The sequence below is a fragment of the Streptomyces sp. NPDC093984 genome (assembly GCF_044764595.1).
GTDB lineage: Bacteria > Actinomycetota > Actinomycetes > Streptomycetales > Streptomycetaceae > Streptomyces > Streptomyces cynarae.
Genome location: NZ_JBIWIM010000004.1, coordinates 22,558 through 47,380, shown reverse-complemented (window position 1 = coordinate 47,380; position 24,823 = coordinate 22,558). Strand labels below are relative to the sequence as shown.

At 71.4% G+C, this 24,823-nt stretch carries 22 protein-coding genes; 16 read left to right on the top strand and 6 right to left on the bottom strand.

The annotated features are described in order from the left end of the window. Positions 1–64: 64 nt before the first annotated feature. Positions 65–1,069 carry an SAM-dependent methyltransferase gene (locus ACIRC0_RS16265; RefSeq protein ID WP_403616615.1) on the bottom strand — a complete coding sequence of 335 codons (1,005 nt, stop codon included), beginning with the start codon at positions 1,067–1,069 and terminating at the stop codon, positions 65–67. Between the two features lie 230 nt (positions 1,070–1,299). Here ACIRC0_RS16265 and ACIRC0_RS16260 point away from each other — a divergent pair, with 230 nt between their 5' ends. Further along, positions 1,300–2,505 (top strand): sensor histidine kinase, encoded by a 1,206-nt coding sequence (locus ACIRC0_RS16260; RefSeq protein ID WP_403616612.1) that lies wholly within the window; start codon positions 1,300–1,302, stop codon positions 2,503–2,505. 51 nt (positions 2,506–2,556) lie between these two features. Continuing rightward, a complete protein-coding gene (locus ACIRC0_RS16255) occupies positions 2,557–3,228 on the top strand; it encodes a response regulator (RefSeq protein WP_403616610.1) in 672 nt (223 codons plus the stop codon). Positions 3,229–3,268: 40 nt separating this feature from the next. Here ACIRC0_RS16255 and ACIRC0_RS16250 read toward each other — a convergent pair whose 3' ends face one another. Then, complete coding sequence (locus ACIRC0_RS16250) at positions 3,269–4,375, bottom strand: DUF5937 family protein (protein WP_403616607.1); 1,107 nt, start codon at positions 4,373–4,375, stop codon at positions 3,269–3,271. Positions 4,376–4,429: 54 nt separating this feature from the next. Continuing rightward, entirely contained in the window at positions 4,430–5,650 is a 1,221-nt protein-coding gene (locus tag ACIRC0_RS16245) for a threonine aldolase family protein (RefSeq protein ID WP_403616605.1), read from the bottom strand. Between the two features lie 196 nt (positions 5,651–5,846). On the opposite strand from ACIRC0_RS16245, the gene ACIRC0_RS16240 reads away from it, so the two are divergent. The 10 genes from ACIRC0_RS16240 to ACIRC0_RS16195 all read left to right on the top strand — a co-directional run bounded on the left by ACIRC0_RS16240 (position 5,847) and on the right by ACIRC0_RS16195 (position 14,301). Then, positions 5,847–6,779, top strand: coding sequence for a Rossmann-like and DUF2520 domain-containing protein (locus tag ACIRC0_RS16240; RefSeq protein WP_403616603.1), 933 nt, complete (start codon positions 5,847–5,849; stop codon positions 6,777–6,779). After that, positions 6,776–7,816: a pantoate--beta-alanine ligase gene (gene panC / locus ACIRC0_RS16235; protein WP_403616600.1), complete on the top strand. Its 1,041-nt coding sequence runs from the start codon at positions 6,776–6,778 to the stop codon at positions 7,814–7,816. Before ACIRC0_RS16240 ends, panC begins: the two co-directional genes overlap by 4 nt. Continuing rightward, on the top strand, positions 7,813–9,546 hold the full coding sequence (locus ACIRC0_RS16230) for an L-aspartate oxidase (RefSeq protein ID WP_403616598.1): 1,734 nt from the start codon (positions 7,813–7,815) through the stop codon (positions 9,544–9,546). The genes panC and ACIRC0_RS16230 overlap by 4 nt, the downstream gene beginning before the upstream one ends. A 5-nt stretch (positions 9,547–9,551) precedes the next feature. Then, positions 9,552–10,529, top strand: a complete 978-nt coding sequence (nadC, locus tag ACIRC0_RS16225; protein WP_403616595.1) for a carboxylating nicotinate-nucleotide diphosphorylase — start codon at positions 9,552–9,554, stop codon at positions 10,527–10,529. A 10-nt stretch (positions 10,530–10,539) separates the two neighbouring features. Then, entirely contained in the window at positions 10,540–11,343 is an 804-nt protein-coding gene (locus ACIRC0_RS16220) for a type III pantothenate kinase (RefSeq protein WP_403616593.1), read from the top strand. 199 nt (positions 11,344–11,542) lie between these two features. Then, positions 11,543–12,265 carry a hypothetical protein gene (locus ACIRC0_RS16215; protein WP_403616591.1) on the top strand — a complete coding sequence of 241 codons (723 nt, stop codon included), beginning with the start codon at positions 11,543–11,545 and terminating at the stop codon, positions 12,263–12,265. A gap of 92 nt (positions 12,266–12,357) precedes the next feature. Continuing rightward, positions 12,358–12,537: a hypothetical protein gene (locus ACIRC0_RS16210; RefSeq protein WP_403616588.1), complete on the top strand. Its 180-nt coding sequence runs from the start codon at positions 12,358–12,360 to the stop codon at positions 12,535–12,537. A 202-nt stretch (positions 12,538–12,739) separates the two neighbouring features. After that, positions 12,740–13,168 carry a BlaI/MecI/CopY family transcriptional regulator gene (locus ACIRC0_RS16205; protein WP_403617343.1) on the top strand — a complete coding sequence of 143 codons (429 nt, stop codon included), beginning with the start codon at positions 12,740–12,742 and terminating at the stop codon, positions 13,166–13,168. Between the two features lie 9 nt (positions 13,169–13,177). Further along, positions 13,178–13,711 (top strand): amino-acid N-acetyltransferase, encoded by a 534-nt coding sequence (locus tag ACIRC0_RS16200; RefSeq protein ID WP_200422411.1) that lies wholly within the window; start codon positions 13,178–13,180, stop codon positions 13,709–13,711. A 251-nt stretch (positions 13,712–13,962) separates the two neighbouring features. Then, positions 13,963–14,301 (top strand): Lsr2 family protein, encoded by a 339-nt coding sequence (locus ACIRC0_RS16195; RefSeq protein WP_366028054.1) that lies wholly within the window; start codon positions 13,963–13,965, stop codon positions 14,299–14,301. On the opposite strand, the gene ACIRC0_RS16190 is transcribed toward ACIRC0_RS16195, so the two are convergent. Beyond that, entirely contained in the window at positions 14,280–14,912 is a 633-nt protein-coding gene (locus ACIRC0_RS16190) for an SCO3374 family protein (RefSeq protein ID WP_403616586.1), read from the bottom strand. The genes ACIRC0_RS16195 and ACIRC0_RS16190 overlap by 22 nt on opposite strands. A gap of 430 nt (positions 14,913–15,342) precedes the next feature. On the opposite strand from ACIRC0_RS16190, the gene ACIRC0_RS16185 reads away from it, so the two are divergent. After that, complete coding sequence (locus ACIRC0_RS16185; RefSeq protein ID WP_388988020.1) at positions 15,343–17,862, top strand: ATP-dependent Clp protease ATP-binding subunit; 2,520 nt, start codon at positions 15,343–15,345, stop codon at positions 17,860–17,862. Between the two features lie 73 nt (positions 17,863–17,935). Here ACIRC0_RS16185 and ACIRC0_RS16180 read toward each other — a convergent pair whose 3' ends face one another. After that, a complete protein-coding gene (locus ACIRC0_RS16180) occupies positions 17,936–21,043 on the bottom strand; it encodes an NACHT domain-containing protein (RefSeq protein ID WP_403616584.1) in 3,108 nt (1,035 codons plus the stop codon). Positions 21,044–21,282: 239 nt separating this feature from the next. Here ACIRC0_RS16180 and ACIRC0_RS16175 point away from each other — a divergent pair, with 239 nt between their 5' ends. Next, positions 21,283–21,843, top strand: a complete 561-nt coding sequence (locus ACIRC0_RS16175) for a M23 family metallopeptidase (protein ID WP_403616581.1) — start codon at positions 21,283–21,285, stop codon at positions 21,841–21,843. A gap of 18 nt (positions 21,844–21,861) precedes the next feature. Here the strand turns inward: ACIRC0_RS16175 and ACIRC0_RS16170 are convergent, their stop codons facing one another. Further along, positions 21,862–22,461, bottom strand: a complete 600-nt coding sequence (locus tag ACIRC0_RS16170; RefSeq protein WP_403616579.1) for a TetR/AcrR family transcriptional regulator — start codon at positions 22,459–22,461, stop codon at positions 21,862–21,864. 172 nt (positions 22,462–22,633) lie between these two features. Here ACIRC0_RS16170 and ACIRC0_RS16165 point away from each other — a divergent pair, with 172 nt between their 5' ends. After that, positions 22,634–24,229, top strand: a complete 1,596-nt coding sequence (locus tag ACIRC0_RS16165) for an MDR family MFS transporter (protein ID WP_403616576.1) — start codon at positions 22,634–22,636, stop codon at positions 24,227–24,229. A gap of 136 nt (positions 24,230–24,365) precedes the next feature. Further along, a complete protein-coding gene (locus tag ACIRC0_RS16160) occupies positions 24,366–24,779 on the top strand; it encodes a helix-turn-helix transcriptional regulator (protein WP_403617342.1) in 414 nt (137 codons plus the stop codon). Positions 24,780–24,823 lie beyond the last annotated feature (44 nt).

Below are 24,823 nucleotides of genomic sequence, written 5' to 3'. Positions count from 1 at the left end.
CCCGTCGAGCCCGTCGAGCCCGTCGAGCCCTCAGAGCCCTCCGAGCCCTCCGAGTCTTCGTGGCCTACGAGCCTTCGAGTCCTTCGAGGGCCGCTTCCGGGATGCCCACGGGCTGGAGCAGCCAGCCGAAGTCGCCGAGGCCGCCGGGCGCGGTGAGTTCGGCGGCGGCTCCGGCGTGCGCGAGGGCGCGTACGTACGCGGTGGGGTCCGTAGAGGCGAGCGTGAGCGGGGGGCGTGCGCCGGTGACCCCAAGGGCTCGCAGCGCGGCGCGCTGGGTCAGCAGGCGTGCCCCCGGCAGGGCACACGCGTCCAGGGCCACATGCGCCGTGATGTCGCAGGAGCCGTCCGGCACGGGAGCGCACTCCCGGCCCGCGCGGAACCCGGTGAGCGTCCCGAACGGCGGCCGGGCGTCCCCGCGGTGCGCGTAGTCGACGGCGACGGCCAGCCCGCGCTCGACGGTGGCGACCGCGGCGGCCCACGCGGTGTCCCGGGGCGCGCCGATCTCGGCCCGGGTCCCTTCGGCGGACAGCGGCCACCAGCGCTCCAGCCACGCCGCCTCGGCTCCCGTGACCGGCTCCCCGAGCCGCTCGGTCCCGTCCCGCCGGACCAGGACCAGCCGGGGCACGCCGTCGGCGTCCGCCTCCGCGACCTCGACCGGCACGTTGTCCAGCCACTCGTTCGCGAACAGCAGCCCGGTGATCTTCTGCGGAGGCTCGCCCAGCCACTCGATCCCGGGATCCAGGCCCCGGGGCCTGCCGGCGATCTCCACGGCGCACGCGCGCGTGCGGGCGGCCACGTCCCCGGGCAGCGCGTCCAGGACCCCGGCGACCAGTTCGCCCCGCCCCGCCGCCATGTCCACGAAGGTCAGCTCGGCCGGCCGCCCGAGCGCCTCGTCGACCAGGCACAGCAGCCGGGCCACGGCCGCGGCGAACAGCGGCGAGGCGTGCACGGACGTGCGGAAGTGCGCCGCGGGCCCCTCGGGCCGCCGGTAGAAGCCGTCCGCCCCGTACAGCGCCTCCTCGGCCGCCGCCCGCCATCCCCGCCACTCACCGCTCAGCCGCTGTCCCACGGGGTCAGGCTAGGGCCAGGCCTGTCTTCGGATCAGGTCGGCTCGAGGAAACACTCCTCTTCAGCCCAGTCGAGCGGGGGTCTGGTGCGGGCAGCTGCAGGGCGGAGCCCTAGGTGCCCCTCCGACCATGGGGTGCCGACGGGTATCCACCTTGCGGAGTACGTGTGTCCGTCACGGATCGGTCCTCCGGTTGACCCCCGCACCCTGCGCGTTTCCCTACTCTGGGTTACGTGCAGCGCCTCTACGACTTCCTCCGCAGGCATCCCACCTGGGTCGACAGTTTCTGGGCCGTCGTCCTGTTCGGGCTCTCCTGCGTGAGTCTGACGAACCTCAACGGGGCGCCGGACCACCACGGATCGCTCCCGGTCGGGCTCGCCGTCTCCGCCGTGCTCTGCCTCGTCGTCGCGCTGCGCCGCCGTATGCCGGAGAAGATGCTGATCGTCGCCGCCGGCATGGGCCTGGCCCAGCTGGTCCTGGACGAGCAGTCGATGATCGCCGACTTCGCCATGCTGGTGATCATCTACACGGTCGCCGCCCTGGGCGCCCGCTGGGCCTCCCGCGTCGGCCTGATCGCCGGCCTGAGCGCGGGCGCCCTGGCCACGATCCGCTGGCCGGAACACCACTCGGGTGCCCTCGGCAACATCGCGATAGCCGTCTTCCAGACCGTGCCCTTCGCCCTCGCCTGGGTCCTCGGTGACTCCCTGCGCACCCGGCGTGCCTACTTCGCCCAGCTGGAGGAGCGCGCCGCCCGGCTGGAGAAGGAGCGCGAGGCGCAGGCCAAGGTCGCGGTCGCCGCCGAGCGCGCCCGTATCGCCCGCGAGCTGCACGACGTCGTCGCGCACAACGTCTCGGTGATGGTGGTGCAGGCCGACGGCGCCGCCTACGTCCTCGACACCGCCCCCGACCAGGCGAAGAAGGCCCTGGAGACGATCTCCACCACCGGCCGTCAGGCCCTCGCCGAGATGCGCCGGCTGCTCGGCGTGCTGCGCACCGGCGAGCACAAGGAGGAGGGCGAGTACGTCCCGCAGCCCGACGTCGAACAGATCGACGACCTGGTCGAGCAGTGCCGCAGCGCGGGCCTGCCCGTGGACTTCAAGGTGGAGGGCACCCCGCGCCCGCTGCCCAGCGGCGTGGAGCTGACCGCGTACCGCATCGTGCAGGAGGCGCTCACCAACACCCGCAAGCACGGGGGGCCGGGAGCGGGCGCCAGCGTGCGCCTGGTGTACTTCGACGACGGCCTCGGACTTCTCGTCGAGGACGACGGCAAGGGCGCCCCGCACGAGCTCTACGAGGAGGGCGGCCTCGACGGCCAGGGCCACGGTCTGATCGGCATGCGGGAGCGCGTCGGCATGGTCGGCGGAACCCTGGACGCGGGCCCCCGCCCCGGAGGAGGCTTCCGCATCAGTGCCCTGCTTCCGCTGAAACCAGCCCACTGACACGTGCCCGCCCCGGCCCGCCCGACACCCACCGACCGGAGGACCCCCGCCATGCCGATCCGCGTGATGCTCGTCGACGACCAGGTGCTGCTGCGCACCGGGTTCCGGATGGTGCTGGCCGCCCAGCCGGACATGGAGGTCGTCGCGGAGGCGGGTGACGGCGTCGAGGCCCTCCAGGTGCTGCGTTCGACCGAGGCCGACGTGGTGCTGATGGACGTGCGCATGCCCAAGCTGGACGGCGTGGAGGCGACCCGCCGCATCTGCGCGGACCCCAACCCGCCCAAGGTGCTGATCCTCACCACGTTCGACCTGGACGAGTACGCGTTCTCGGCGCTGAAGGCGGGCGCCTCCGGCTTCATGCTCAAGGACGTGCCGCCCGGAGAACTGCTCGCCGCCATCCGCGCCGTGCACAGCGGCGACGCGGTGGTCGCGCCGTCCACGACCCGTCGTCTGCTCGACCGGTTCGCACCGATGCTGCCGGGCGGCAGCACCGAGCCCCGGCACAAGGAGCTGGAGCGGCTCACCGACCGCGAGCGCGAGGTCATGGTGCTGGTGGCCCAGGGCCTGTCCAACGGCGAGATCGCGGCCCGGCTGGTGCTGTCCGAGGCGACCGTGAAGACCCATGTGGGCCGCATCCTGACCAAGCTGGGGCTCAGGGACCGGGTGCAGGTGGTGGTCCTCGCCTACGAGACGGGGCTCGTCCGGGCGGGCGGGCACGGCTGAGTCACCACCGAGCTGCGGCCGCGCCCCGGCCGGTGCGCGCCTACCTGAGGATGCCCTCCAGGAAGTCGCTGCCGAGCCGGGCCACCGCCGTGACGTCCATCTGGTGCAGGACGTACCGGCCGCGTCGGCGGGTGGTGATCAGACCGGCCTTCTTCAGGACGCCCAGGTGCCGGGATATCTCGGGGGCGGTCATCCCGTGCGCCTGCGCCAGCTCGCTCGTCGTGTACGCGCTGCGGGCCAGATGGCGGCAGATGCGCATCCTCACCGGGTGGGACAGGGCGGTCATCCGCAGGGTCAGCTGCTCCAGCGAGGGCGGCGCCGACAGCTCGGGGGACGCGACCGGGTAGTGCAGCACCGGCTGCCAGCCGTGGCGGTGAAGGACCATCAGGTGCGGCCAGCCGAGGCTCGTCGGGACGAGCAGCAGGCCGCCGTCCCCGGTGGCGGTGCGGCCCTCACCGAGCTTGTCCACGACGATCCGGTCCTTCGTCTCGTCCAGCGTCACGGCGGGCGACACAGCCGCCAGTGCCTCCGCCAGACCCCTGCGCCGCAGCAGGTCCGTCTTGTGGCGGGCGTCCGCGGCGAGCTGGTGGCGCAGCCGGGACCAGGCGTCGGCGAAGAACGCCTCGTCGCAGTCCTGAAGGAACTGCCGCAGCCAGGCCCGAGTGCGCGGTGGGTCGGCCAGCAGCCGCTCCGTGAAGCGCAGTTGGCGAGGTCCTCGCGCGGCGGCCAGCTCCAGGGCGCGGCCCCGTACCCCGGCGTCCGAGAGCGCCGTCGGGCCGGGCGTGCTGTAGCACGTGGCACAGGTGAACTCCAGGGCCGCGTCCACGAACTGCTCGTCGCTGAGCTTGTCCAGCAGGTCCATGTCCTCGGCGAGGGTGGCACCGGGGAGGGCCGCGCGGCCCGGGATGCCCGCGTAGGGCAGGAACAGGTCCGAGAACGTGGTCCGCCACAGGAAGTCGGCCTCGCACATCCGGTCGGCCAGGTGCGAGTCGAGCCGGGCGGTCACGCCCGTCACCCATCCCTGAAGGCCCGGATGGTGCCCCGGCTCGGCCAGTGCGTGCAGCGCCATGCTGAGCTCGGCCAGGGGAGAGGGCACGACGGAAACCCTCTCCGGCCGCAGCCCGCTGATGTCGATGTCCACGCTCATGGCCTCATGGTGCACCCCGTCACTGACAGAGCCGCCCTCGTTTGACGGAGGCCGTCAAACGGACCCGTCGACTCCCGGCAGCCGCTCCACGAACTCCACCGCCGCCTTCTTCACGTCGTCCGCCGACCACTCCAGGGCGGCGGCGCGTACGTAGACCTCGGTGAAGGCCAGGCCCGGACCACCGCGGTCCCAGGGGTTGGCGAACAGGAGCGTCCCCGTCTCCTCGCCTTGGCGGACGGCGGCCTGAACGAGGACGTCCGCGTCGTACGGCAGCCAGACCTGGAACTCGTGGGTGTGCGGCGGGTCGGGGTGCACCCGCGCCCACGGCAGCCCCGCCGCCGCGAACCCCTCGCGCAGCGCGGCGGCCACCACGCGCGCGTGGCGCACGTACTCCGGCAGCCGGGGCAGCTCACGCTCCAGTCCCGCCAGGGCCGACAGCACCGTCGGGAACTGCTGGAAGACCGCGCCGCCGTAGCGGTGCCGCCAGGTCTTCGCCTCGTCGACGAGGGTCCTGGGGCCCGCGAGCGCCGCGCCGCCGTACCCGTCGAGGGACTTGTAGAACGACACGTAGACGCTGTCCGCGAGGCCCGCGATCTCCTCCAGCGGACGGTCGAAGTGGACCGTGGTCTCCCACAGGCGCGCGCCGTCGAAGTGCACCACCGCGTCGCGCTCGTGCGCCGCCTCGACGACCTCGCTGAGCTCCTCGAAGGAGGGCAGGACGAAACCGGCGTCCCTGAGGGGCAGTTCGAGCATCAGCGCTCCGAAGGGCTCCTCGAAGTCGCGCACCTCCTCGGCGGTCGGCAGCCGGGGCTCGCTCGTCACGGGCACCGGGTGCAACCCGCTGACCTCGCTGAACGCCTTCCGCTCGTGCACCTCGGGGTGGGCGAGCGCATGCAGGGCCACCGTGGGGTCGCCGGTGCGGCCCGCCCAGCAGCGCAGCGCCACCTGCTGGGCCATGGTCCCGGTCGGGAAGAAGGCGGCGGCCTCCTTGCCCAGCAGCCCGGCGACCCTCTCCTCCAGCGCCTCGACGATCCCCGTGCCGTACATGTCCCCGGTCTCGTCCAGGTCGTACAGGGCCTCCGCGCCGTCGAGCAGCGCGAGCCGCTCCCGCAGCGTCCCCAGGAACCCAGGGCGCGCCAGCACGCGCTCCGCGCCCCGGTAGGCGGCGATCCGGCGTTCCCGCATCCGGCGCCGCAGTTCCTCGGGTGACTCCGCCGGGTCTTCCCCGCCCTCCCGAGCCGGCTCTCCGGCGACCTGTCCAGCCGTTCGCGCCATGTCCCCCTCCGCCCTCGTCCTCATCCCGGGATCATGCCGCGCGCCCGCCCCTGCGGCACCCCGATTTCCATACCGGCCACCACCTGCGGGAACCCACAGCCTGTGGACAACCGGCCGCCTCGCCCCCCAATCGCGTTAACATGACGAGAAATCGTCCGGTACCCAGAGCGGACTGGAACGGGAAGGCCACCGTCGAGTGAGTACAGTCCAGCAGCCAGACCCCAAGGACCGCCCCGCGCGGCTCACCGTGGGCGTGATCGGAGCCGGCCGGGTCGGGCCCGCGCTCGCCGCGTCGCTCCAGCTCGCCGGGCACCGCCCGGTCGCCGTCTCCGGGGTCTCGGACGCCTCCAGACGGCGCGCCGAGCAGATGCTCCCCGACGTGCCGCTCGTGCCGCCCGCCGAGGTGATGGAGCGCGCCGAACTGGTCCTGCTGACCGTCCCGGACGACACCCTGCCGGGCCTCGTGGAGGGCCTCGCCGAGACCGGGGCCGTACGCCCGGGCCAACTGCTCGTGCACACCTCCGGGCGGTACGGCACACGCGTGCTCGACCCCGCCCTGCGCGCCGGAGCGCTGCCGCTCGCCCTGCACCCCGCGATGACCTTCACCGGCACCCCTGTGGACGTCCAGCGCCTGGCCGGATGCTCCTTCGGGGTCACCGCGCCCGAGGAGCTGCGGCTGGCCGCCGAGGCCCTGGTGATCGAGATGGGCGGTGAGCCCGAGTGGGTCGCCGAGGAGATGCGCCCGCTGTACCACGCGGCCCTCGCCCTCGGCGCCAACCACCTGGTCACCCTGGTCGCCCAGTCCATGGAGCTGCTGCGCGCGGCGGGCGTCGAGGCCCCCGACCGCATGCTCGGCCCGCTGCTCGGCGCCGCCCTGGACAACGCGCTGCGCTCCGGCGACGCGGCGCTGACCGGCCCCGTCGCGCGCGGAGACGCGGGCACGGTCGCCGCGCACGTCTCCGAGCTGCGCAGGCACGCCCCCCAGACCGTCGCCGGCTACCTGGCGATGGCCCGCGCCACCGCCGACCGGGCCCTGGCCCACGGACTGCTGAAGCCGGAGCTGGCCGAGGACCTGCTCGGAGTCCTCGCCGACGGCACCGACCTGCCCGAGAACGGGGAAGACCGATGAGCCGCCGTCCCTTCGAACTGGTCCCCACGGTGGACGACCTGCGGTACGTCCAGGACCACCACGCGGTGCCGGGACGCACCGCCGTCGTGATGACCATGGGCGCCCTGCACGAGGGCCACGCCACCCTGATCCGGGCGGCGCGCAAGCACGTCGGCGGCAAGGGCCTCGTGATCGTCACCGTCTTCGTGAACCCGCTCCAGTTCGGCGCGGGCGAGGACCTCGACCGCTACCCGCGCACCCTGGACGCCGACCTGAAGGTGGCCGAGCAGTCCGGCGCGGACGTGGTGTTCGCCCCGTCCGTGGACGAGGTCTACCCGGGCGGCGAGCCCCAGGTGCGGATCTCCGCCGGCCCCATGGGCGAGCGCCTGGAAGGCGCCTTCCGCCCGGGCCACTTCGACGGCATGCTCACCGTCGTGGCCAAGCTGCTCCACCTCACCCGCCCCGACGTGGCCCTGTACGGGCAGAAGGACGCCCAGCAGCTCGCCCTGATCCGCCGGATGGTGCGGGACCTGAACTTCGGCGTGGAGATCGTCGGCGTGCCCACCGTGCGCGAGGAGGACGGGCTCGCCCTGTCCAGCCGCAACCGCTACCTCTCGCCCCAGGAGCGGCACACCGCGCTCGCCCTGTCCCGCGCCCTGTTCGCGGGCCGCGACCGGCACGCCGCCCAGGAGGCGCTGCGCGCACGTGCCCTGGAGGTGCCCGCCACGCACGCGCGTGCCGAGGCCCTGAGCGCCATAGGCGAGTCGCGCGCCGCCGCCGACGCGCACGCCGTCGCCAAGGCCGCGCCCGGCGGTCCCGCCGCCGTCCGCGCCGCCGCGAAGCTCGTCCTGGACGAGGCCGCCCAGCTGGACCCGCCACTGGTCCTGGACTACCTGGCCCTGGTCGACCCGTCGGACTTCACCGACATCCCCGACGATTTCACCGGCGAGGCGGTCCTCGCCGTCGCCGCCCGGGTCGGGACGACCCGGCTGATCGACAACATCCCGCTCTCCTTCGGAGCACCCGAACCCGTCGACCCTCACGGAGCCGCCTCGTGACCGGCACAGGCATACGACTGCACGCGCCCGCCCCGGGCTGGTCCATCCCCGCCGACGTCGTGGTGGTCGGCTCCGGCGTGGCCGGCCTCACCGCGGCGCTGCGCTGCGACGCCGCCGGCCTGAACACGGTCGTCGTCACCAAGGCGCGCCTCGACGACGGCTCCACCCGCTGGGCGCAGGGCGGCATCGCGGCGGCCCTCGGCGAGGGCGACAGCCCGGAGCAGCACCTGGACGACACCCTGGTCGCGGGCGCGGGTCTGTGCGACGAGGAGGCCGTCCGCATCCTCGTCACCGAGGGCCCCGACGCCGTACGGCGGCTGATCTCCACCGGCGCGCACTTCGACACCGACGACGAGGGAGGCATCCAGCTCACCCGCGAGGGCGGGCACCACCGCCGCCGCATCGCGCACGCGGGCGGAGACGCGACCGGCGCCGAGATCTCCCGGGCGCTGGTGGAGGCGGTACGCGCGCGTGGACTGCGCACGATCGAGAACGCGCTCGTCCTGGACCTGCTCACGGACGCCGACGGCCGTACCGCGGGCGTGACCCTGCACGTCATGGGCGAGGGCCAGCACGACGGCGTGGGCGCCGTGCACGCGCCCGCCGTGGTCCTCGCCACCGGCGGCATGGGCCAGGTCTTCTCCGCGACCACCAACCCCTCGGTGTCCACCGGCGACGGCGTGGCGCTCGCCCTGCGCGCCGGCGCTGAGGTCAGCGACCTGGAGTTCGTGCAGTTCCACCCGACCGTGCTGTTCCTCGGCCCGGACGCGGAGGGCCAGCAGCCCCTCGTCTCCGAGGCGGTCCGCGGCGAGGGCGCCCACCTGGTGGACGCCGACGGGGTGCGCTTCATGGTCGGTCAGCACGAGCTGGCGGAGCTCGCGCCCCGGGACATCGTCGCCAAGGGCATCATGCGCCGGATGCAGGAGCAGGACGCCGAGCACATGTTCCTCGACGCCCGCCACTTCGGCGCCGACATGTGGGAGCACCGCTTCCCCACGATCCTGGCCGCCTGCCGCGCCAACGGCATCGACCCGGTCACCGAGCCCGTCCCGGTCGCCCCGGCGGCCCACTACGCCTCCGGGGGCGTGCGCACCGACTCCCACGGCCGGACGACCGTGCCGGGCCTGTACGCGTGCGGCGAGGTCGCCTGCACGGGCGTCCACGGCGCCAACCGGCTCGCCTCCAACTCCCTCCTGGAGGGCCTGGTCTACGCCGAGAGCATCGCCGCCGACATCGCCCGGGAGCAGACGGAGAACGGCCTCCACGCGCGCGTGCCGCAGCCCGTCCCGTACTCGGAGAAGCCGGCGCACCCGCTGCTCGGCCCCGAGGCCCGCTTCGCGATCCAGCGGATCATGACGGAGGGCGCGGGCGTCCTGCGCTCCGCCGAATCCCTGTCCAAGGCCGCCGACCAGCTCCAGCGGCTGCACACCGAGGCGCGCGACGTCCTCCAGGAGAACGGCAAGACCGCCGAGCCCGGCGTCGACACCTGGGAGGCCACCAACCTCCTGTGCGTGGCCCGCGTCCTGGTCACCGCCGCCCTCCTGCGCGAGGAGACCCGCGGCTGCCACTGGCGCGAGGACCGGCCCGACCGCGACGACGCGAACTGGCGCCGCCACATCGTCGTACGGCTGAATCCCGACCGATCGCTGGCGACACGCACCACGGACACCGCAGACTTCCCCCCGACCCGCCCCGAGGCCCCCGCGCCTCAGCGTCCCCAGGAGCAGTGACCGAAGTGAGTACCCCCGACCTCCCTCTCGCCTCCAACGGCGGCTGCGGCGACGGCTGCGGCTGCGGCGCGGACGGCGACGAGGAATACCTGGAGTGCGGGCTCGACCCCGCGCTCGCCCAGCTCCTGGCCGACGCCGGACTCGATCCCGTGGAGGTCGAGGACATCGCAGGCGTCGCCATCCAGGAGGACCTGGACCACGGCGTGGACGTGACGACGGTCGCGACGATCCCCGAGGACGCGGTCGCCACCGGCGACTTCACCGCGCGCGAGGCGGGCGTCGTGGCGGGCCTCAGGGTCGCCGAGGCCGTGATCTCCGTGGTGTGCACCGACGAGTTCGAGGTCGAGCGCCACGTGGACGACGGCGACCGGGTGGAGGCCGGCCAGAAGCTGCTGACCGTCACCACCCGCACCCGTGACCTGCTCACCGCCGAGCGCAGCGCGCTGAACATCCTGTGCCGCCTGTCCGGCATCGCGACGGCCACGCGCGCGTGGGCGGACGCCCTGGAGGGCACCAAGACGCGCGTACGGGACACCCGCAAGACGACGCCGGGCCTGCGCTCCCTGGAGAAGTTCGCGGTCCGCTGCGGCGGCGGCGTCAACCACCGCATGTCCCTCTCGGACGCGGCCCTGGTGAAGGACAACCACGTCGTCGCGGCCGGAGGCGTGGCCCAGGCCTTCCAGGCGGTCCGTGAGATGTTCCCGGACGTGCCGATCGAGGTCGAGGTCGACACCCTGCACCAGCTGCGCGAGGTCGTCGACGCGGGCGCGGACCTGATCCTCCTGGACAACTTCACGCCCACCGAGTGCGAGGAGGCGGTGGCGATCGTCAAGGGCCGCGCCCTGCTGGAGGCCTCGGGCCGCCTGACCCTGGGGAACGCCAAGGCGTACGCGGACACGGGCGTCGACTTCCTGGCGGTCGGAGCGCTCACACACTCCTCCCCGATCCTGGACATCGGCCTGGACCTGCGAGCGGCGGAGTAGGTAGAGCCCCATGCTGCTGACCATCGACGTAGGCAACACGCACACCGTCCTCGGCCTGTTCGACGGCGAGGACATCGTGGAGCACTGGCGCATCTCCACCGACGCCCGCCGCACGGCCGACGAGCTGGCGGTCCTCCTCCAGGGCCTGATGGGCATGCACCCGCTCCTCGGAGAGGACCTGGGCGACGGCATCGACGGCATCGCGATCTGCGCCACCGTGCCGTCCGTGCTGCACGAGCTGCGCGACGTGACCCGCCGCTACTACGGAGACGTGCCCGCGGTCCTCGTGGAACCCGGCGTCAAGACGGGCGTACCGATCCTGACCGACAATCCCAAGGAGGTCGGCGCCGACAGGATCATCAACGCGGTCGCCGCCGTCGAGCTCTACGGCGGCCCGGCGATCGTCGTGGACTTCGGCACGGCCACGACGTTCGACGCGGTCAGCGCGCGGGGGGAGTACGTCGGCGGTGTCATCGCACCCGGCATCGAGATCTCGGTCGAGGCACTGGGCGTCCGGGGCGCGCAGCTGCGCAAGATCGAGGTGGCCCGGCCGCGGAGCGTGATCGGCAAGAACACGGTCGAGGCGATGCAGGCGGGCATCGTCTACGGCTTCGCGGGCCAGGTGGACGGCGTGGTCACCCGCATGGCCAGGGAACTGGCCGACGACCCGGACGACGTCACGGTCATCGCGACGGGCGGCCTGGCTCCCATGGTCCTGGGCGAGTCGGCGGTGATCGACGAACACGAACCATGGCTGACGCTGATCGGCCTGCGGTTGGTCTACGAACGGAATGTGTCACGTATGGGGGGTTGAGGCGCCCCGTAAGGGGCGCGGGGCTGTGTCGATGTGCGGCTCCGCCGCGTGGGCGTGACGAGCACGACGAGGCAGCACCCGCCGAAAGGCGAACAGCTCAACGGCGAACAGGCGGACCCGCGCCCCCACCTGGGGGAACTCCAGAGCGACACGGCACCCGGAGAGACCCGGTTTGTCCGATTAGCGGTAGCGTCCCCGCATGCCCACGCCACACGGATCCCGAGGCGCCCTGGCCTTCGGCGCGGAGGAGCTGCGCGTGCTCCGCCGCGCCCTCGCCCTGGCCCTGAACCCCCGCACCGCTTCCGCCGAGGACGTCCAGGACTGCCTCCGCCTCGCCGAGTCCGTCGACGCGGCGGTGCGCGAGGGGGACCGCCTGAGGGCCTTCCTGCTGGCCGACCTCGCCCGCTACCGGGCCGCCCTCCCCGGCGCCGCCGGCGGCTACCTCACCCTCCTCCAGGACGCTCTGCGCGCCGGCTACCGCCCTGCCCCGGACGACCTCGCCGCGCTGCGCGCCCTGCGCGGCACGCCCCTGGCCGCCGCCCTGCTCGACCGCTGCCGGGCCCTGGTGCCCCAACAGGCGACGTTCGCCCCGTCGCGAGGTACGCCCGGTACGAGGACTTCGGCACCGGCCGAGCCCGGCGGACGGGCGCACCTCACTCCCCGCAGGGCCGCGGCTCCCGTCTGCCGTGCGCGTCTGACGGCCCTGCCCGGCGGCCGTGCGAGCGAGGAGGAGCGGCCCGAGGAGCCGGCCCGCAAACCCGAGCAGAAGCCCGAGCGCAAGCCGGAAAAGCCCGCTCCCCGCCGTGAGCCGCAGGCCCCGCGCCCGACGCGCCGCCCGATCCCGACCCCCGGCGAGGTCTTCCCGCCGAAACGGAAGCCGAGCCCCCCGGCCCACTCCCACGGGCAGCTCGCGGCCGGCTAGGGCCTGCCGAACGGGCAGACCCCGGATCGGGCGCAATCCGGTGACGCCCACCCGACCGGGATCCTTCGGACACCCCTGGCTACTCTTGACGCATGGACTACGTCTCCGCGCTCGTGCCCCCGGTCGTCATGGCCGTGTTCTTCATCGGGCTCATCCGGGTGATCGTGAAGACCCAGGGCGGCGCCAACAAGGCCAAGGAGGACGCCGCCGTGGACGCGGCCCTCGCGCGCGCGGAAAGCGCTCCCCAGAAGTCCGGGGACGCCGACGCCTGACCCCCCTTTTGCGGCCCTCGGCCCTTCCGGACGGCACCCGGTGCCACCGGGCGTACGACTCATGCCCTGAGCGCGTTTAGGAGTCGTACGCCCTTTTTGTTGTGGTTTGTCGCGTAAGTGCACGTCCCGCAAGCCATTGGTGACTTCTCCCACTATTGTGCTAAGCGTGCCTCGCCCATTGGGAGAACTCGAAGACGCGGTCATGACGCGGGTGTGGAAGTGGAACCGCCCGGTGACCGTTCGAGAAGTCCTGGAAGACCTACAGCAGGAACGGTCCATCGCCTACACCACGGTGATGACCGTTTTGGACAATCTCCATCAGAAGGGCTGGGTCCGCCGGGAAGCGGAAGGCCGGGCCTATCGATATGAGGCGGTCTCCACCCGCGCCGCCTACGCGGCTGCCCTGATGAACGACGCCTGGTCGCAGAGCGACAACCCGGCCGCCGCGCTCGTCGCCTTCTTCGGCATGATGAGCGACGAACAGAGACAGGCACTCCGTGACGCGATGCGCGTCGTGCAGGGCCCGGAGAGCACCCAGGAGCCCCCGAGTGAGGAAACGGGCTCCGAGAACCCGGCCGGGACGCCCGAGGAGAACAACCCCGCCTCGGCGGAGGGCGACACCGGGCGATAGCGTCCGCTCATGCCAGCGAAGCGCCCCGAAGCCACCACAAAAGCCATCACTGTCCGACGGGCCAGGACGAGCGATGTCCCGGCGGTGCGCCGCCTCCTCGACTCCTACGTCCGCCGCGGCATCCTGCTCGACAAAGCGACCGTCACGCTTTACGAGGACATCCAGGAGTTCTGGGTCGCGGAACGCGACGACAACGGCGAGGTCGTGGGCTGCGGCGCCTTGCACGTGATGTGGGAGGACCTGGCGGAAGTCCGCACTCTCGCGGTGATGCCCGAGGCCAGGGGCCTGGGCGTGGGGCATCAGTTGCTGGAGAAGTTGCTGCAGACCGCTAGGTGGCTCGGCGTTCGCCGCGTTTTCTGTCTCACCTTCGAAGTGGACTTCTTCGGGAAGCACGGCTTCGTGGAGATCGGCGAGACGCCCGTCGACCAGGATGTCTACGCCGAGCTGTTGCGTTCCTATGACGAGGGCGTGGCGGAGTTCCTCGGTCTCGAACGAGTGAAACCGAACACCTTGGGCAACAGCCGGATGCTTCTGCATCTGTGATCGCCGGGCGATCGGAGGCGACTATTCAGCCGCGCTTCAGCCCGACGACCTTGCCCAGGTTCCCTATGTCCGAAACGCGTATGTTTCCGGTCTCCCAGCCGCCCGTCGGGCTCTCCCGGGGGGTTTGTGTTTTTCCGGCAAAAGCGGTTTGCTTTCCGACGTACTGCAGTACTGCATATAACAGGGGACGCGAAACGGGCGGCACCGGGCGCAGACCCTAGGCCCTGAAGTTATCGATGAAAGGAAATCCGGTGGCACAGAAGGTTCAGGTCCTTCTTGTCGACGACCTCGACGGTGGCGAGGCGGACGAGACCGTCACGTTCGCACTGGACGGCAAGACGTACGAGATCGATCTCACGACCGCCAACGCGGACAAGCTGCGCAGCCTTCTCGATCCGTATGTGAAGGGCGGCCGTCGTACCGGAGGCCGTGCTTCGGGTGGGCGTGGAAAGGCCCGTGCGGCCGCTTCCGGTGGCAGCCAGGACACCGCGCAGATCCGCGCCTGGGCGAAGGAGAACGGTTACGAGGTCAACGACCGCGGCCGTGTTCCGGCGACCATCCGCGAGGCCTACGAGAAGGCGATGGGCTGAGCGCACGCGCGCCGCAGCCGGACCCGGTGGCACTGCGTCGCCACCGTGTCGACCAGCCGTACCAGATCGGGGGCGCCCCCACCGCCCCCCACGGCCGACAACGTCGGCAGCACCTGTTCGACCTCGCACCCCGGCTCGGGGGGCCGCAGCCAGACGGCGGCCCCCTGTGAAACGGCCCGGTCCAGGGGAAGCGGCCGGGACCCCGGGGTGCCGGCCGGATCCGGCACCGAAGCCGGCGCCCAGCCCGGCGGCAGCGGCGCCTCCGTCTGCCCGCCCGCCCCGGTGGCCGTGAGGTCCAGGGCCAGCGCTCCCCACTCCAGCCAGTCGAGCAGCCCCGGCAGCTCCTCCGCGCTGCCAGCCGCCACCAGCAGCCGCATCCGCCCGGCGCACAACGCGACCGGGGACGCGGGCCCCAGATGCCTGAGCGCGGCGAAACCGGCCTCCGCGGGCACGTCGAGCACGTCGAAGCGCACCCCGGTGACCAGCCGCACCGGCTCTCCGGGCGCCGTCGCCCAGCCCAGCTCGTTCTCGTACCACTGACGCACCGTGCCGCTCGTGCCGGGATCGAGTGGCCTTCGGGGGTGGGGCACCGGGTGGACCGTGTGGACCATGTACGGAGCAACCGCCCGAGCCGGCGTCGGGTTACGCTGGGTGGCCGACCGATTGCGCCAAGTGCCGAAAAAAGGGGCGTACGGGGGTGTTCGGCGGCGCAAGGATGTTCGCCCGTAGCGGAGGGAAACGGTGCGCGCGGCATGGACTGTCGGTGTCGGCGGGTAAGACATCCCTAGTGGGAGGGGGCGTTGCGCGGGAGAGGCCGTCTCACGTTCGCCATCGGCGTACTGGCGAGTGGGGTATCTGCCTGGCCTGCGGGAACATCGTCTCGCACCATCGGGTTGGAGCAGATGTCGGCGTTCGGGGTCAGGAGGCCATCGACGGTGTCGGCAGTTGGAATGAGCGGTCCCCGCTTGCGGGACTAAGCTGCGGAAGGACAGGGAGGGGAAGTTCCCCCCACTGCCTGACCGCTCTGAGGAGCGATTAACGATGTTCGAGAGGTTCACCGACCGCGCGCGGCGGGTTGTCGTCCTGGCTCAGGAAGAAGCCCGGATGCTCAACCACAACTACATCGGCACCGAGCACATCCTCCTGGGCCTGATCCACGAGGGTGAGGGTGTCGCCGCTAAGGCCCTGGAGAGCCTCGGGATTTCGCTCGAGGCGGTCCGCCAGCAGGTGGAGGAGATCATCGGCCAGGGCCAGCAGGCCCCGTCCGGGCACATCCCCTTCACCCCCCGTGCCAAGAAGGTCCTGGAGCTGTCGCTCCGCGAGGCCCTTCAGCTGGGCCACAACTACATCGGCACGGAGCACATCCTGCTCGGCCTGATCCGCGAGGGCGAGGGCGTCGCCGCCCAGGTCCTGGTCAAGCTCGGAGCAGACCTCAACCGTGTCCGCCAGCAGGTCATCCAGCTGCTGTCGGGCTACCAGGGCAAGGAGACCGCCGCCGCGGGCGGCCCGGCCGAGGGCACGCCCTCGACCTCTCTCGTCCTGGACCAGTTCGGCCGGAACCTCACCCAGGCCGCTCGTGAGTCCAAGCTCGACCCGGTCATCGGGCGCGAGAAGGAGATCGAGCGGGTCATGCAGGTGCTGTCCCGCCGTACCAAGAACAACCCGGTGCTCATCGGCGAGCCCGGCGTCGGCAAGACGGCGGTCGTCGAGGGCCTGGCGCAGGCCATCGTCAAGGGCGAGGTGCCCGAGACCCTCAAGGACAAGCACCTCTACACCCTCGACCTGGGCGCGCTGGTCGCCGGCTCCCGCTACCGCGGTGACTTCGAGGAGCGCCTGAAGAAGGTGCTCAAGGAGATCCGCACCCGCGGCGACATCATCCTGTTCATCGACGAGCTGCACACGCTGGTCGGTGCGGGTGCCGCCGAGGGCGCCATCGACGCGGCCTCCATCCTGAAGCCGATGCTGGCCCGTGGTGAGCTGCAGACCATCGGCGCCACCACGCTCGACGAGTACCGCAAGCACCTGGAGAAGGACGCGGCCCTGGAGCGCCGCTTCCAGCCCATCCAGGTCGCGGAGCCGTCGCTGCCGCACACCATCGAGATCCTCAAGGGCCTGCGCGACCGTTACGAGGCGCACCACCGCGTCTCCATCACGGACGAGGCCCTGGTCCAGGCCGCCACCCTGGCCGACCGCTACATCTCGGACCGCTTCCTGCCGGACAAGGCGATCGACCTGATCGACGAGGCCGGTTCCCGGATGCGCATCCGCCGGATGACCGCGCCGCCGGACCTTCGCGAGTTCGACGAGAAGATCGCGGCCGTCCGCCGGGACAAGGAGTCCGCGATCGACTCCCAGGACTTCGAGAAGGCGGCTTCTCTCCGTGACAAGGAGAAGCAGCTGCTCGCCGCGAAGGCCAAGCGGGAGAAGGAGTGGAAGGCCGGCGACATGGACGTCGTCGCCGAGGTCGACGGCGAGCTGATCGCCGAGGTGCTGGCCACGGCCACGGGCATCCCGGTCTTCAAGCTGACCGAGGAGGAGTCCAGCCGCCTGCTCCGCATGGAGGACGAGCTCCACAAGCGGGTCATCGGCCAGGTGGACGCCGTCAAGGCGCTGTCGAAGGCGATCCGCCGTACGCGTGCGGGCCTGAAGGACCCGAAGCGTCCGGGTGGTTCGTTCATCTTCGCCGGCCCGTCCGGTGTCGGTAAGACCGAGCTGTCCAAGGCGCTGGCGGAGTTCCTGTTCGGTGACGAGGACGCGCTGATCTCCCTCGACATGTCGGAGTTCAGCGAGAAGCACACGGTGTCGCGTCTCTTCGGTTCGCCCCCCGGTTACGTGGGCTACGAGGAGGGCGGCCAGCTGACGGAGAAGGTGCGGCGCAAGCCGTTCTCGGTGGTCCTCTTCGACGAGGTCGAGAAGGCCCACCCGGACATCTTCAACTCGCTGCTGCAGATCCTGGAGGACGGTCGCCTGACCGACTCCCAGGGCCGGGTCGTGGACTTCAAGAACACGGTCATCATCATGACGACCAACCTCGGCACCCGGGACATCTCCAAGGGCTTCAACCTCGGCTTCGCCGCCGCGGGCGACACGAAGACCAACTACGAGCGCATGAAGAACAAGGTGTCGGACGAGCTCAAGCAGCACTTCCGGCCCGAGTTCCTCAACCGCGTCGACGACGTGGTGGTCTTCCCGCAGCTGACCCAGGCGGACATCCTGGCGATCGTCGACCTGATGATCAGCAAGGTCGACGAGCGGCTCAAGGACCGGGACATGGGCATCGAGCTCGCCCAGTCCGCGAAGGAGCTGCTGGCGAAGAAGGGCTACGACCCCGTGCTGGGCGCCCGGCCGCTGCGCCGCACGATCCAGCGCGAGATCGAGGACACGCTGTCCGAGAAGATCCTCTTCGGGGAGCTGCGTCCGGGCCATATCGTGGTCGTCGACACGGAAGGCGAGGGCGACGCCCAGAAGTTCACCTTCCGTGGTGAGGAGAAGTCGGCTCTGCCGGACGTTCCGCCGATCGAGCAGGCGGCCGGTGGCGGTCCGAACCTGAGCAAGGACTGACCCCTGCGGGGGTGAGACGGAAAGGGGCTGCCCCGGGACTTCGGTCCCGGGGCAGCCCCTTTTCCATGTGCGGTCACAGCACGCTGTCGGTGCGCTCGATCACGGGCCGGACCGGCAGAGGATCCAGGACGTGATCCGGGAGGTCGGACACGTCGGGGGCGAGGCGAAGGGTGAGGTCTCGCACTCCGGGGAAGAGCGTGGAGAGTTTCGAGAGGTCCTCGGTCCCGGTGAACATGTTCAGCCGCAGCCGGGTGATCCGGGCCAGAACTGGGCCCGATTCCCAGCCGGTGGCATTCCAGATGAGCCGCAGATCCTCCAGGGCCGGCAGGGCGGCGATTTCCTCGAAGTGCTCCGGGGGAAGCTCTTTCGGAAGGGAGGCCAGGCTCAGCCTCTTCACCGTGTGCAGGTGCCGTAGCCCCCGCAGTCCGGTGAACCGCAGTGCCTTTTCGGAGAGCCGGAGGTATTCCAGGGGGTGTTCCCGGGGGAGGACCGCGTCGAGGGAGTCGCCGTGCAGCCGGATACTGAGGTCGAGCCCCGTCACGGTGGGTCCGAGTCGGGCCAGTGCCTCCGGCGTCCCCAGACGAGAGGTGCCGTGCAGCGACAGCAGGGTGATCGGCAGTTCCGCGAGCGGCGAGAGATCGTCGACGTCCGGGTCCAGGCTCCCGAGATCCAGTTCCTTCAGCCGCCCCTGATCGGAGAGACAGCTCAGGTCCCGCAATGCGCGGTTGTCGCGGACGACCAGCTTGCGCACCTGGTCCGGGCGGAGCGCGGCCCGGATGTCGTCCGATCCGACGTCGCCGACGATCTGGAGCAGGGACGGCCCGCCCAAGTCCCGCAGAACGCGCAGTTCGGCCGCCGAGTGCGCCGCGAAGTACAGGCCCTCCGGCCGTAGATGCGCGATCACCTCCTCCGCGTACCGCTCGGTGTGGAAGCGGTGCCAGGTCCACGTCAGTTGCGCCCGCACGGACAGGGCAGGATGCGACCGGAACCGGGCCAGTACCGGAATGGCCGCCTCGGTGCCGATCAGCGACGCGGTGATGACCACCGCCCTCGCCTCCGCGTCCGTCAGCCCCTCCGGGCCCGGGAGCAGTTCCAGGACGAGGGGGCCGGCGCCGGCGAGGGCGCGGGCCTCCGCCGTCGTACGGGGTGGGATGAGCGCGGCGGCCTCGGACTCCACCCGGGCGCGGACACGGGGGTCGAGTTCCGTCGCGTGTTCGAGCGAGGCGAGCGCCAGGAGCCGGATGCGCGTCCCGGCCGCTGCCGGGGCCCGGTCGGCCGAGGCGCTCAGGTCGTCCAGCAGTTCGGCCCTCTCCCGCGGCCGTGCGTGCGCCACCGCCATGCGGATCACGTCCGCCCACTGTTCGTCGGCGGCGCCCCGCACCAGCAGCCCGAAGTCCCCGTCCTCGACCGCCGCCTTCGCGCCCAGGTAGTCCTGGAAGGTGCGGTGGACGAACTCGACCGTACCGGGGGCGGGTTCGCGCAGCAGTCCGCTGCGGACCAGGAGGTGGCGCAGGATCTGTCCGGCGTCGCCCTGGGAGGCGGCGGCCGGCAGCGAGGGCAGCACGTCGGCGACGATCCGCTCCGCGCGCTCACGGTCCATCTCGGACTGGTTGTTGCGGATCAGCCAGTACGCCAGGCGCTGCAGCAGCTGGATCTGCGGGGCCTCGGTCAGGTGGATGCCGTCCTGCCGGACGAACATGTCCCGCTCCTCGTCGCGCCGCGCCAGCAGCATCGACAGGGCCGCCTCGTACAACTCCTGCCTGCCGTGCGGCAGATACCCCCGCCGGTCCCGGTGCAGGGCGCAGATCAGCCCGCACATCAGCGGGTTGGTGGCGAGCCGGCCGAGGTCCGGTTTGGTGCGTACGGCGTCCAGGAGCGAGTGTTCGTAGTCGTCGAGGCGGTCGGTGTCGGGGGCGCCCACGCGGGCCGCGGTGTGCCAGCGGCGGACGAACGCGGCGACGTCGTCGCGGCTCATGGGGGCGAGGGTGAGTTCGGTGAAGCCGTCGGCTGCGAGCCAGTCCTCGCGCACGGCGGAGGGGCGCGAGGTCACGAGCCACTGGTTGCCGGGGTAGACGTCGAGCAGGTCGCGCAGCCAGCGCCGGGTGCGTTCCCGTTCACGCTCGGGGATCTCGTCGACGCCGTCGACGAGCAGGAGCGCGCGGCGGGCGGTGAGGACCCGGTCGGCCCAGCCGGGCGGCTGGGTGGCGTGGAAGGGGACGCGGACGGCGTCCAGGAAGGTGTCGGGCGCCGGCAGCCCGCCGGGGCGGCGCAGGAGGGTGCGCAGCGGCAGGACGAACGGGATCCGGTCGCCGCGCTCACCGCGGGCCGCCGTCACCGCGAGCCACTGCACCAGCGTGGTCTTGCCGGAACCGGCGACCCCGCGCAGCAGGATCCGGTCGTGGCCGGTGAGGGCCTGGTCGGCGGGCAGGGCCGCGGAGGCGGTGGCGATACGGGCGTCGGTCTCGTCGTCCGGGCGCAGTGCCTGGAGGCTGAGGTAGGCCGCGTCGAGGGGCCAGCGCTCCGGGGAGTTGACGAGATCGATTCCGTAGATGGTCAGGTGGCTGTGCTTGGTGGCGACATAGGCGAGGTAGCGCTGGTCGAAGGCGGGGTCGGTGCCCCCGGTGGGCGGGGTGCGGGCGATCAGCTCGTCGATCTTCGTGATGATCTCGGCCTGCCGCCGGGTCTGTTCGACGAGGGTGCGGGGCACAAAGGTGGACCGCTGTGTGAAGAAGTGCAGGATGTGCAGGCAGGCGATCTCCAGGACGCGCTCGTAGAAGAGGGTGGCGTCGAGTGAGAGGTCGCGGTCGGGGGTGCCGCTCGCGGCCCGCAGGTGCAGGGCGAGGGTCTGGTGGCCCAGTCGCACGGCCTGGACGTCGGTCATGTCGAGGTCGCCGAGGGCGTGCAGGGTGGTGGCCAGGGCGAGGACGACGGCGGGTGTCTCGTCCTCGGGCAGCGGGCGTTCGCCCTCCGCCGTGACGGCCCGCCTGACCAGCTCGGCGGCGAGCTTGGTGAGCTCCTTCTCGGCGAGGGCGCGCTTCTCGCCGCGGAACGAGACGAACTCCGAGACGCGCACCGGCTTGTCGACGAGCCCGGCGCCGGGCCCCTCCGTGACGAAGAGCCGCTTCACGAGCGGGGTGACCACGCTGGAGGCCACCTTGACGCCCAGGGCCGCTGGATCCATCTGCTCCCCCGTGCTCGGTCCGTGACGGTGGGTCAGCCTAGCGGGCCCGCCGGGTGACATGTCGCACAGGGGGAGGAGCCGGTACGAGGTCGCCTAGTAGCGGCCGCCGCCAGGCAATAGCCCCAGCAGGGGGTGATTTCGCCACGAGTACGGCATGGCCTCGTAGATCGCGCGTTTGGTAATCAACCGGGCCGACTTGTACCAAGAAACGGTCAAGCCGCCTACTTCCCGAGGTCTCCATGTCCCAGAGCGTCATGCCCTCCTCCTCCCGTACGTCCCGGATGCGTGCCCGGCTGGCCGTGCTGGCCGCCGGTGCCGGGGCTTCAGCCGTGCTGGGGGCCGGTGTGGCGGCCGCCGCCGGAAGCGGCGCGGTGAGCGCCGCGTCCTGGGTCCATCCGGTCAGGAACTACTCGCTCACGGCCGGCTTCAACCAGGCCGGCGGCATGTGGAAGTCCACCCACAGCGGGCAGGACTTCGCCGTGCCGAGCGGGACGAGCGTCGTCGCCGCGCACGCCGGGACCGTCGTCAAGGCCGGAGCGGGCGGGGCCGGGGAGGGGGTGGCGTACGGCAAGGCCGTCGTCATCAGGCACGCGGGCGGCATCTACTCGCAGTACGCCCACCTCTCGCGGATCGACGTCAGGGTCGGCCAGGCCGTCGCCACCGGTCAGCGCATCGGGCTGTCCGGCAACACGGGCAACTCCAGCGGCCCGCATCTGCACTTCGAGGTCCGTACGACCCCGCACTACGGATCCGCCGTCAACCCCGTCGCCTACCTGCGGGGCAGGGGCGTGGCCCTCTGAGGTGTGCCCGGGCCCTCCCTACACTGTCCCCTCACCCGAGTGGGCCTGCGTGACCAGGTCGATCGCGACCTCCAGGACCGCCTTGCGCTTGTCCTCCGGATCGCCCTCGACCTCCTGCAGGACGAACATCCCCGCGTGCATCGTGAACAGCGCGCTGACGCAGCGGACCTGGTCGGTCAGGGAGGCGTCCGGGTCCCGGATGATGTCGCGCATCTGCAGCATCCGGTCCTTGAACTGGTTACCGATGCTCAGCTCGCGGATCGTGGCCTGGTTCTCCTGCATGAAGCGGAAGAGCGGGGCCGCGCCGGCCAGCGCCTCGCTGTAGCGGCGCAGCACCTCCTGCTTGGTCTCGAGGGTGTGCGGCTGCGCCTTGCCCCACTCGATCAGTTCGTCGATCGGGCGGGTCAGGTCCTCGAAGATGCTGGCGAGGATCTCTTCCTTGGTCTTGAAGTGGTAGTAGAGCGCGGCCTTGGTGACGTCCAGGCGCTCGGCGATCTCCCGGAGCGAGGTCTTCTCGTAGCCCTGCTCGGCGAAGAGGTCGAGCGCCACGTCCTGGATGCGCTGGCGGGTGTCCCCGCGCCGCTGCCGCTTGGTGCCTTCCATGGTGGTGCCGCCCATCCTCGTACTCCTCGCACTCCCGGAGAGCCCGTGTGCAGGCCTCCTTGCCGAGCCTACGAAACTTACTTGACGCACGGCTAGTTACGGGGCTATCTTCCCCGAGAATAGTGAACTAGCCGGGCGACAAGTAAGTAGCCGGGCGGCGGGCAGTACCAAGGGGAGTCTGGGGACCATGGCGGACAGCGCGGCACCGGCCGCTGACGGCGAGAAGAGTGAGAAACAACCTCGGAGCATACGGGTCGTCCTGCTCGCGCTGATGATCACGATGATGCTCGCGATGCTCGACAACATGATCGTGGGCACGGCGATGCCGACCATCGTGGGCGAGCTGGGCGGCCTCGAGCACCTGTCGTGGGTGGTGACCGCGTACACCCTCGCCACCGCCGCCGCCACGCCGCTGTGGGGCAAGCTCGGCGACATGTACGGGCGCAAGGGCTCGTTCATGACCTCGATCGTGATCTTCCTGGTCGGCTCCGCGCTCAGCGGCATGGCGCAGAACATGGGCCAGCTCATCGGCTTCCGCGCCGTCCAGGGTCTCGGCGCCGGCGGTCTCATGGTCGGCGTCATGGCCATCATCGGTGATCTGATTCCGCCGCGGGAGCGCGGCAAGTACCAGGGCATGATGGCCGGCGTCATGGCGCTCGCGATGATCGGCGGTCCGCTGGTCGGCGGCACCATCACCGACAACTGGGGCTGGCGCTGGGCCTTCTACATCAACCTTCCGCTGGGTGTCGTCGCGCTGGTCGCCATCAGCGCCGTCCTGCACCTGCCGAAGAAGCGGTCCCAGGCCCGTGTCGACTACCTCGGCGCCGCGCTGCTGACCGTCGGCATCACCTCGATCGTGCTGGTCACCACCTGGGGCGGGTCCCAGTACGCGTGGACGTCCGCGCGGATCATGGAGCTGATCGGGATCGGTGTCGCCGCGCTCGTCGGATTCCTGTTCTGGCAGACGAAGGCCGCCGAGCCGGTCGTGCCGCTGCACATCTTCCGCAGCCGGAACTTCTCGCTGATGTCGGCGATCGGTTTCATCACCGGGTTCGTGATGTTCGGTGCGACGCTGTTCCTGCCGCTGTACCAGCAGTCCGTGCAGGGTGCGTCCGCGACCAACTCGGGGCTGCTGCTGCTGCCGATGCTCGGCGCCATGCTCGTGGTGTCGATGATCGCGGGGCGGGTCACCACCAACAGCGGGCGGTACAAGGTCTTTCCGGTGGTCGGCAGCGTGCTGATGATCGTGGGCCTCTTCCTGCTGTCGCGGATGGACACGGAGACCAGCCGGTTGACCTCGGGCCTGTACATGGCCGTGCTGGGTGCCGGGATGGGCTGCCTGATGCAGATCACCATGCTGGTGGCGCAGAACAGCGTCGAGATGCGGGACATGGGCGTCGCCTCGTCGACCACGACCCTCGCGCGGACGCTGGGCTCCTCCTTCGGCGTGGCGATCATGGGCGCGCTGTTCAACAACCGGGTGCAGCACGTGATGGCCGAGCGGGCCGGTGCGCTGGGGTCGAAGATCACCGAGCAGTCGGCGCAACTGGACGCGAAGAGCCTCCAGAAGCTTCCGGCGGCGGCGCGGGAGGCGTACCAGCACGCGGTGTCCGCGGGCACGCACTCGGCGTTCCTGCTCGGCACGGTGGTGGCCGTGCTCGCGCTGGCCGCGGCGGTGTTCGTGAAGGAGGTCCCGCTGCGGGGGGCTGGGCCCGACAAGCAGGCCGGGGGCGCGGCTGGGGACGCCGCGGATGTGCCGCCGGCGGTTGCAGAGGCCGTCTGACCGGCAGGGGCTCCGGCCCGAGGCCCCCGGGTGCGTGCGCCCGGGGGCCTTTTCCCGCGCGGACGGGCACACCCGGTCGAGTCTCGCCCCCGCCGCCCTGTCAGTGCCGCGTGGCAGCATCGGGGGCGTGGACAAGATGCGGCAGTTGCGGCTGGCCAAGGATCTGATGGATCGGGACTGGGCCGACCCCGCGCTCGATCTCGGGGCCGTGGCCGACCGTGCCGGGTACTCGCGGTATCACTTCCTGCGCGCCTTCAAGGAGGCGTACGGCGAGACGCCGCGGCAGTATCTGACGCACCGGCGCATCGAGCGCGCCGAGGACCTGCTGCGTACCGCGAATCTGTCCGTGACCGAGATCTGCCATCTCGTGGGGTTCAGCAGCGTCGGCACGTTCTCCGCGCGGTTCAAGGCCTGGACCGGGCTCACGCCCAGCGAGTACCGCGCCAAGCACGTCGGCCGCGGCGCCGCGCTCATACCCGGGTGCTACGCGATGCTCTGGGCGGGCGGATTCCGCAGGAGCGAGCAGAGCAATTCCGGAGAAGCGGGGTGAAGGGCCCGCTGCTTACCGTGGCAGCGCACACCGCACCTCCCACC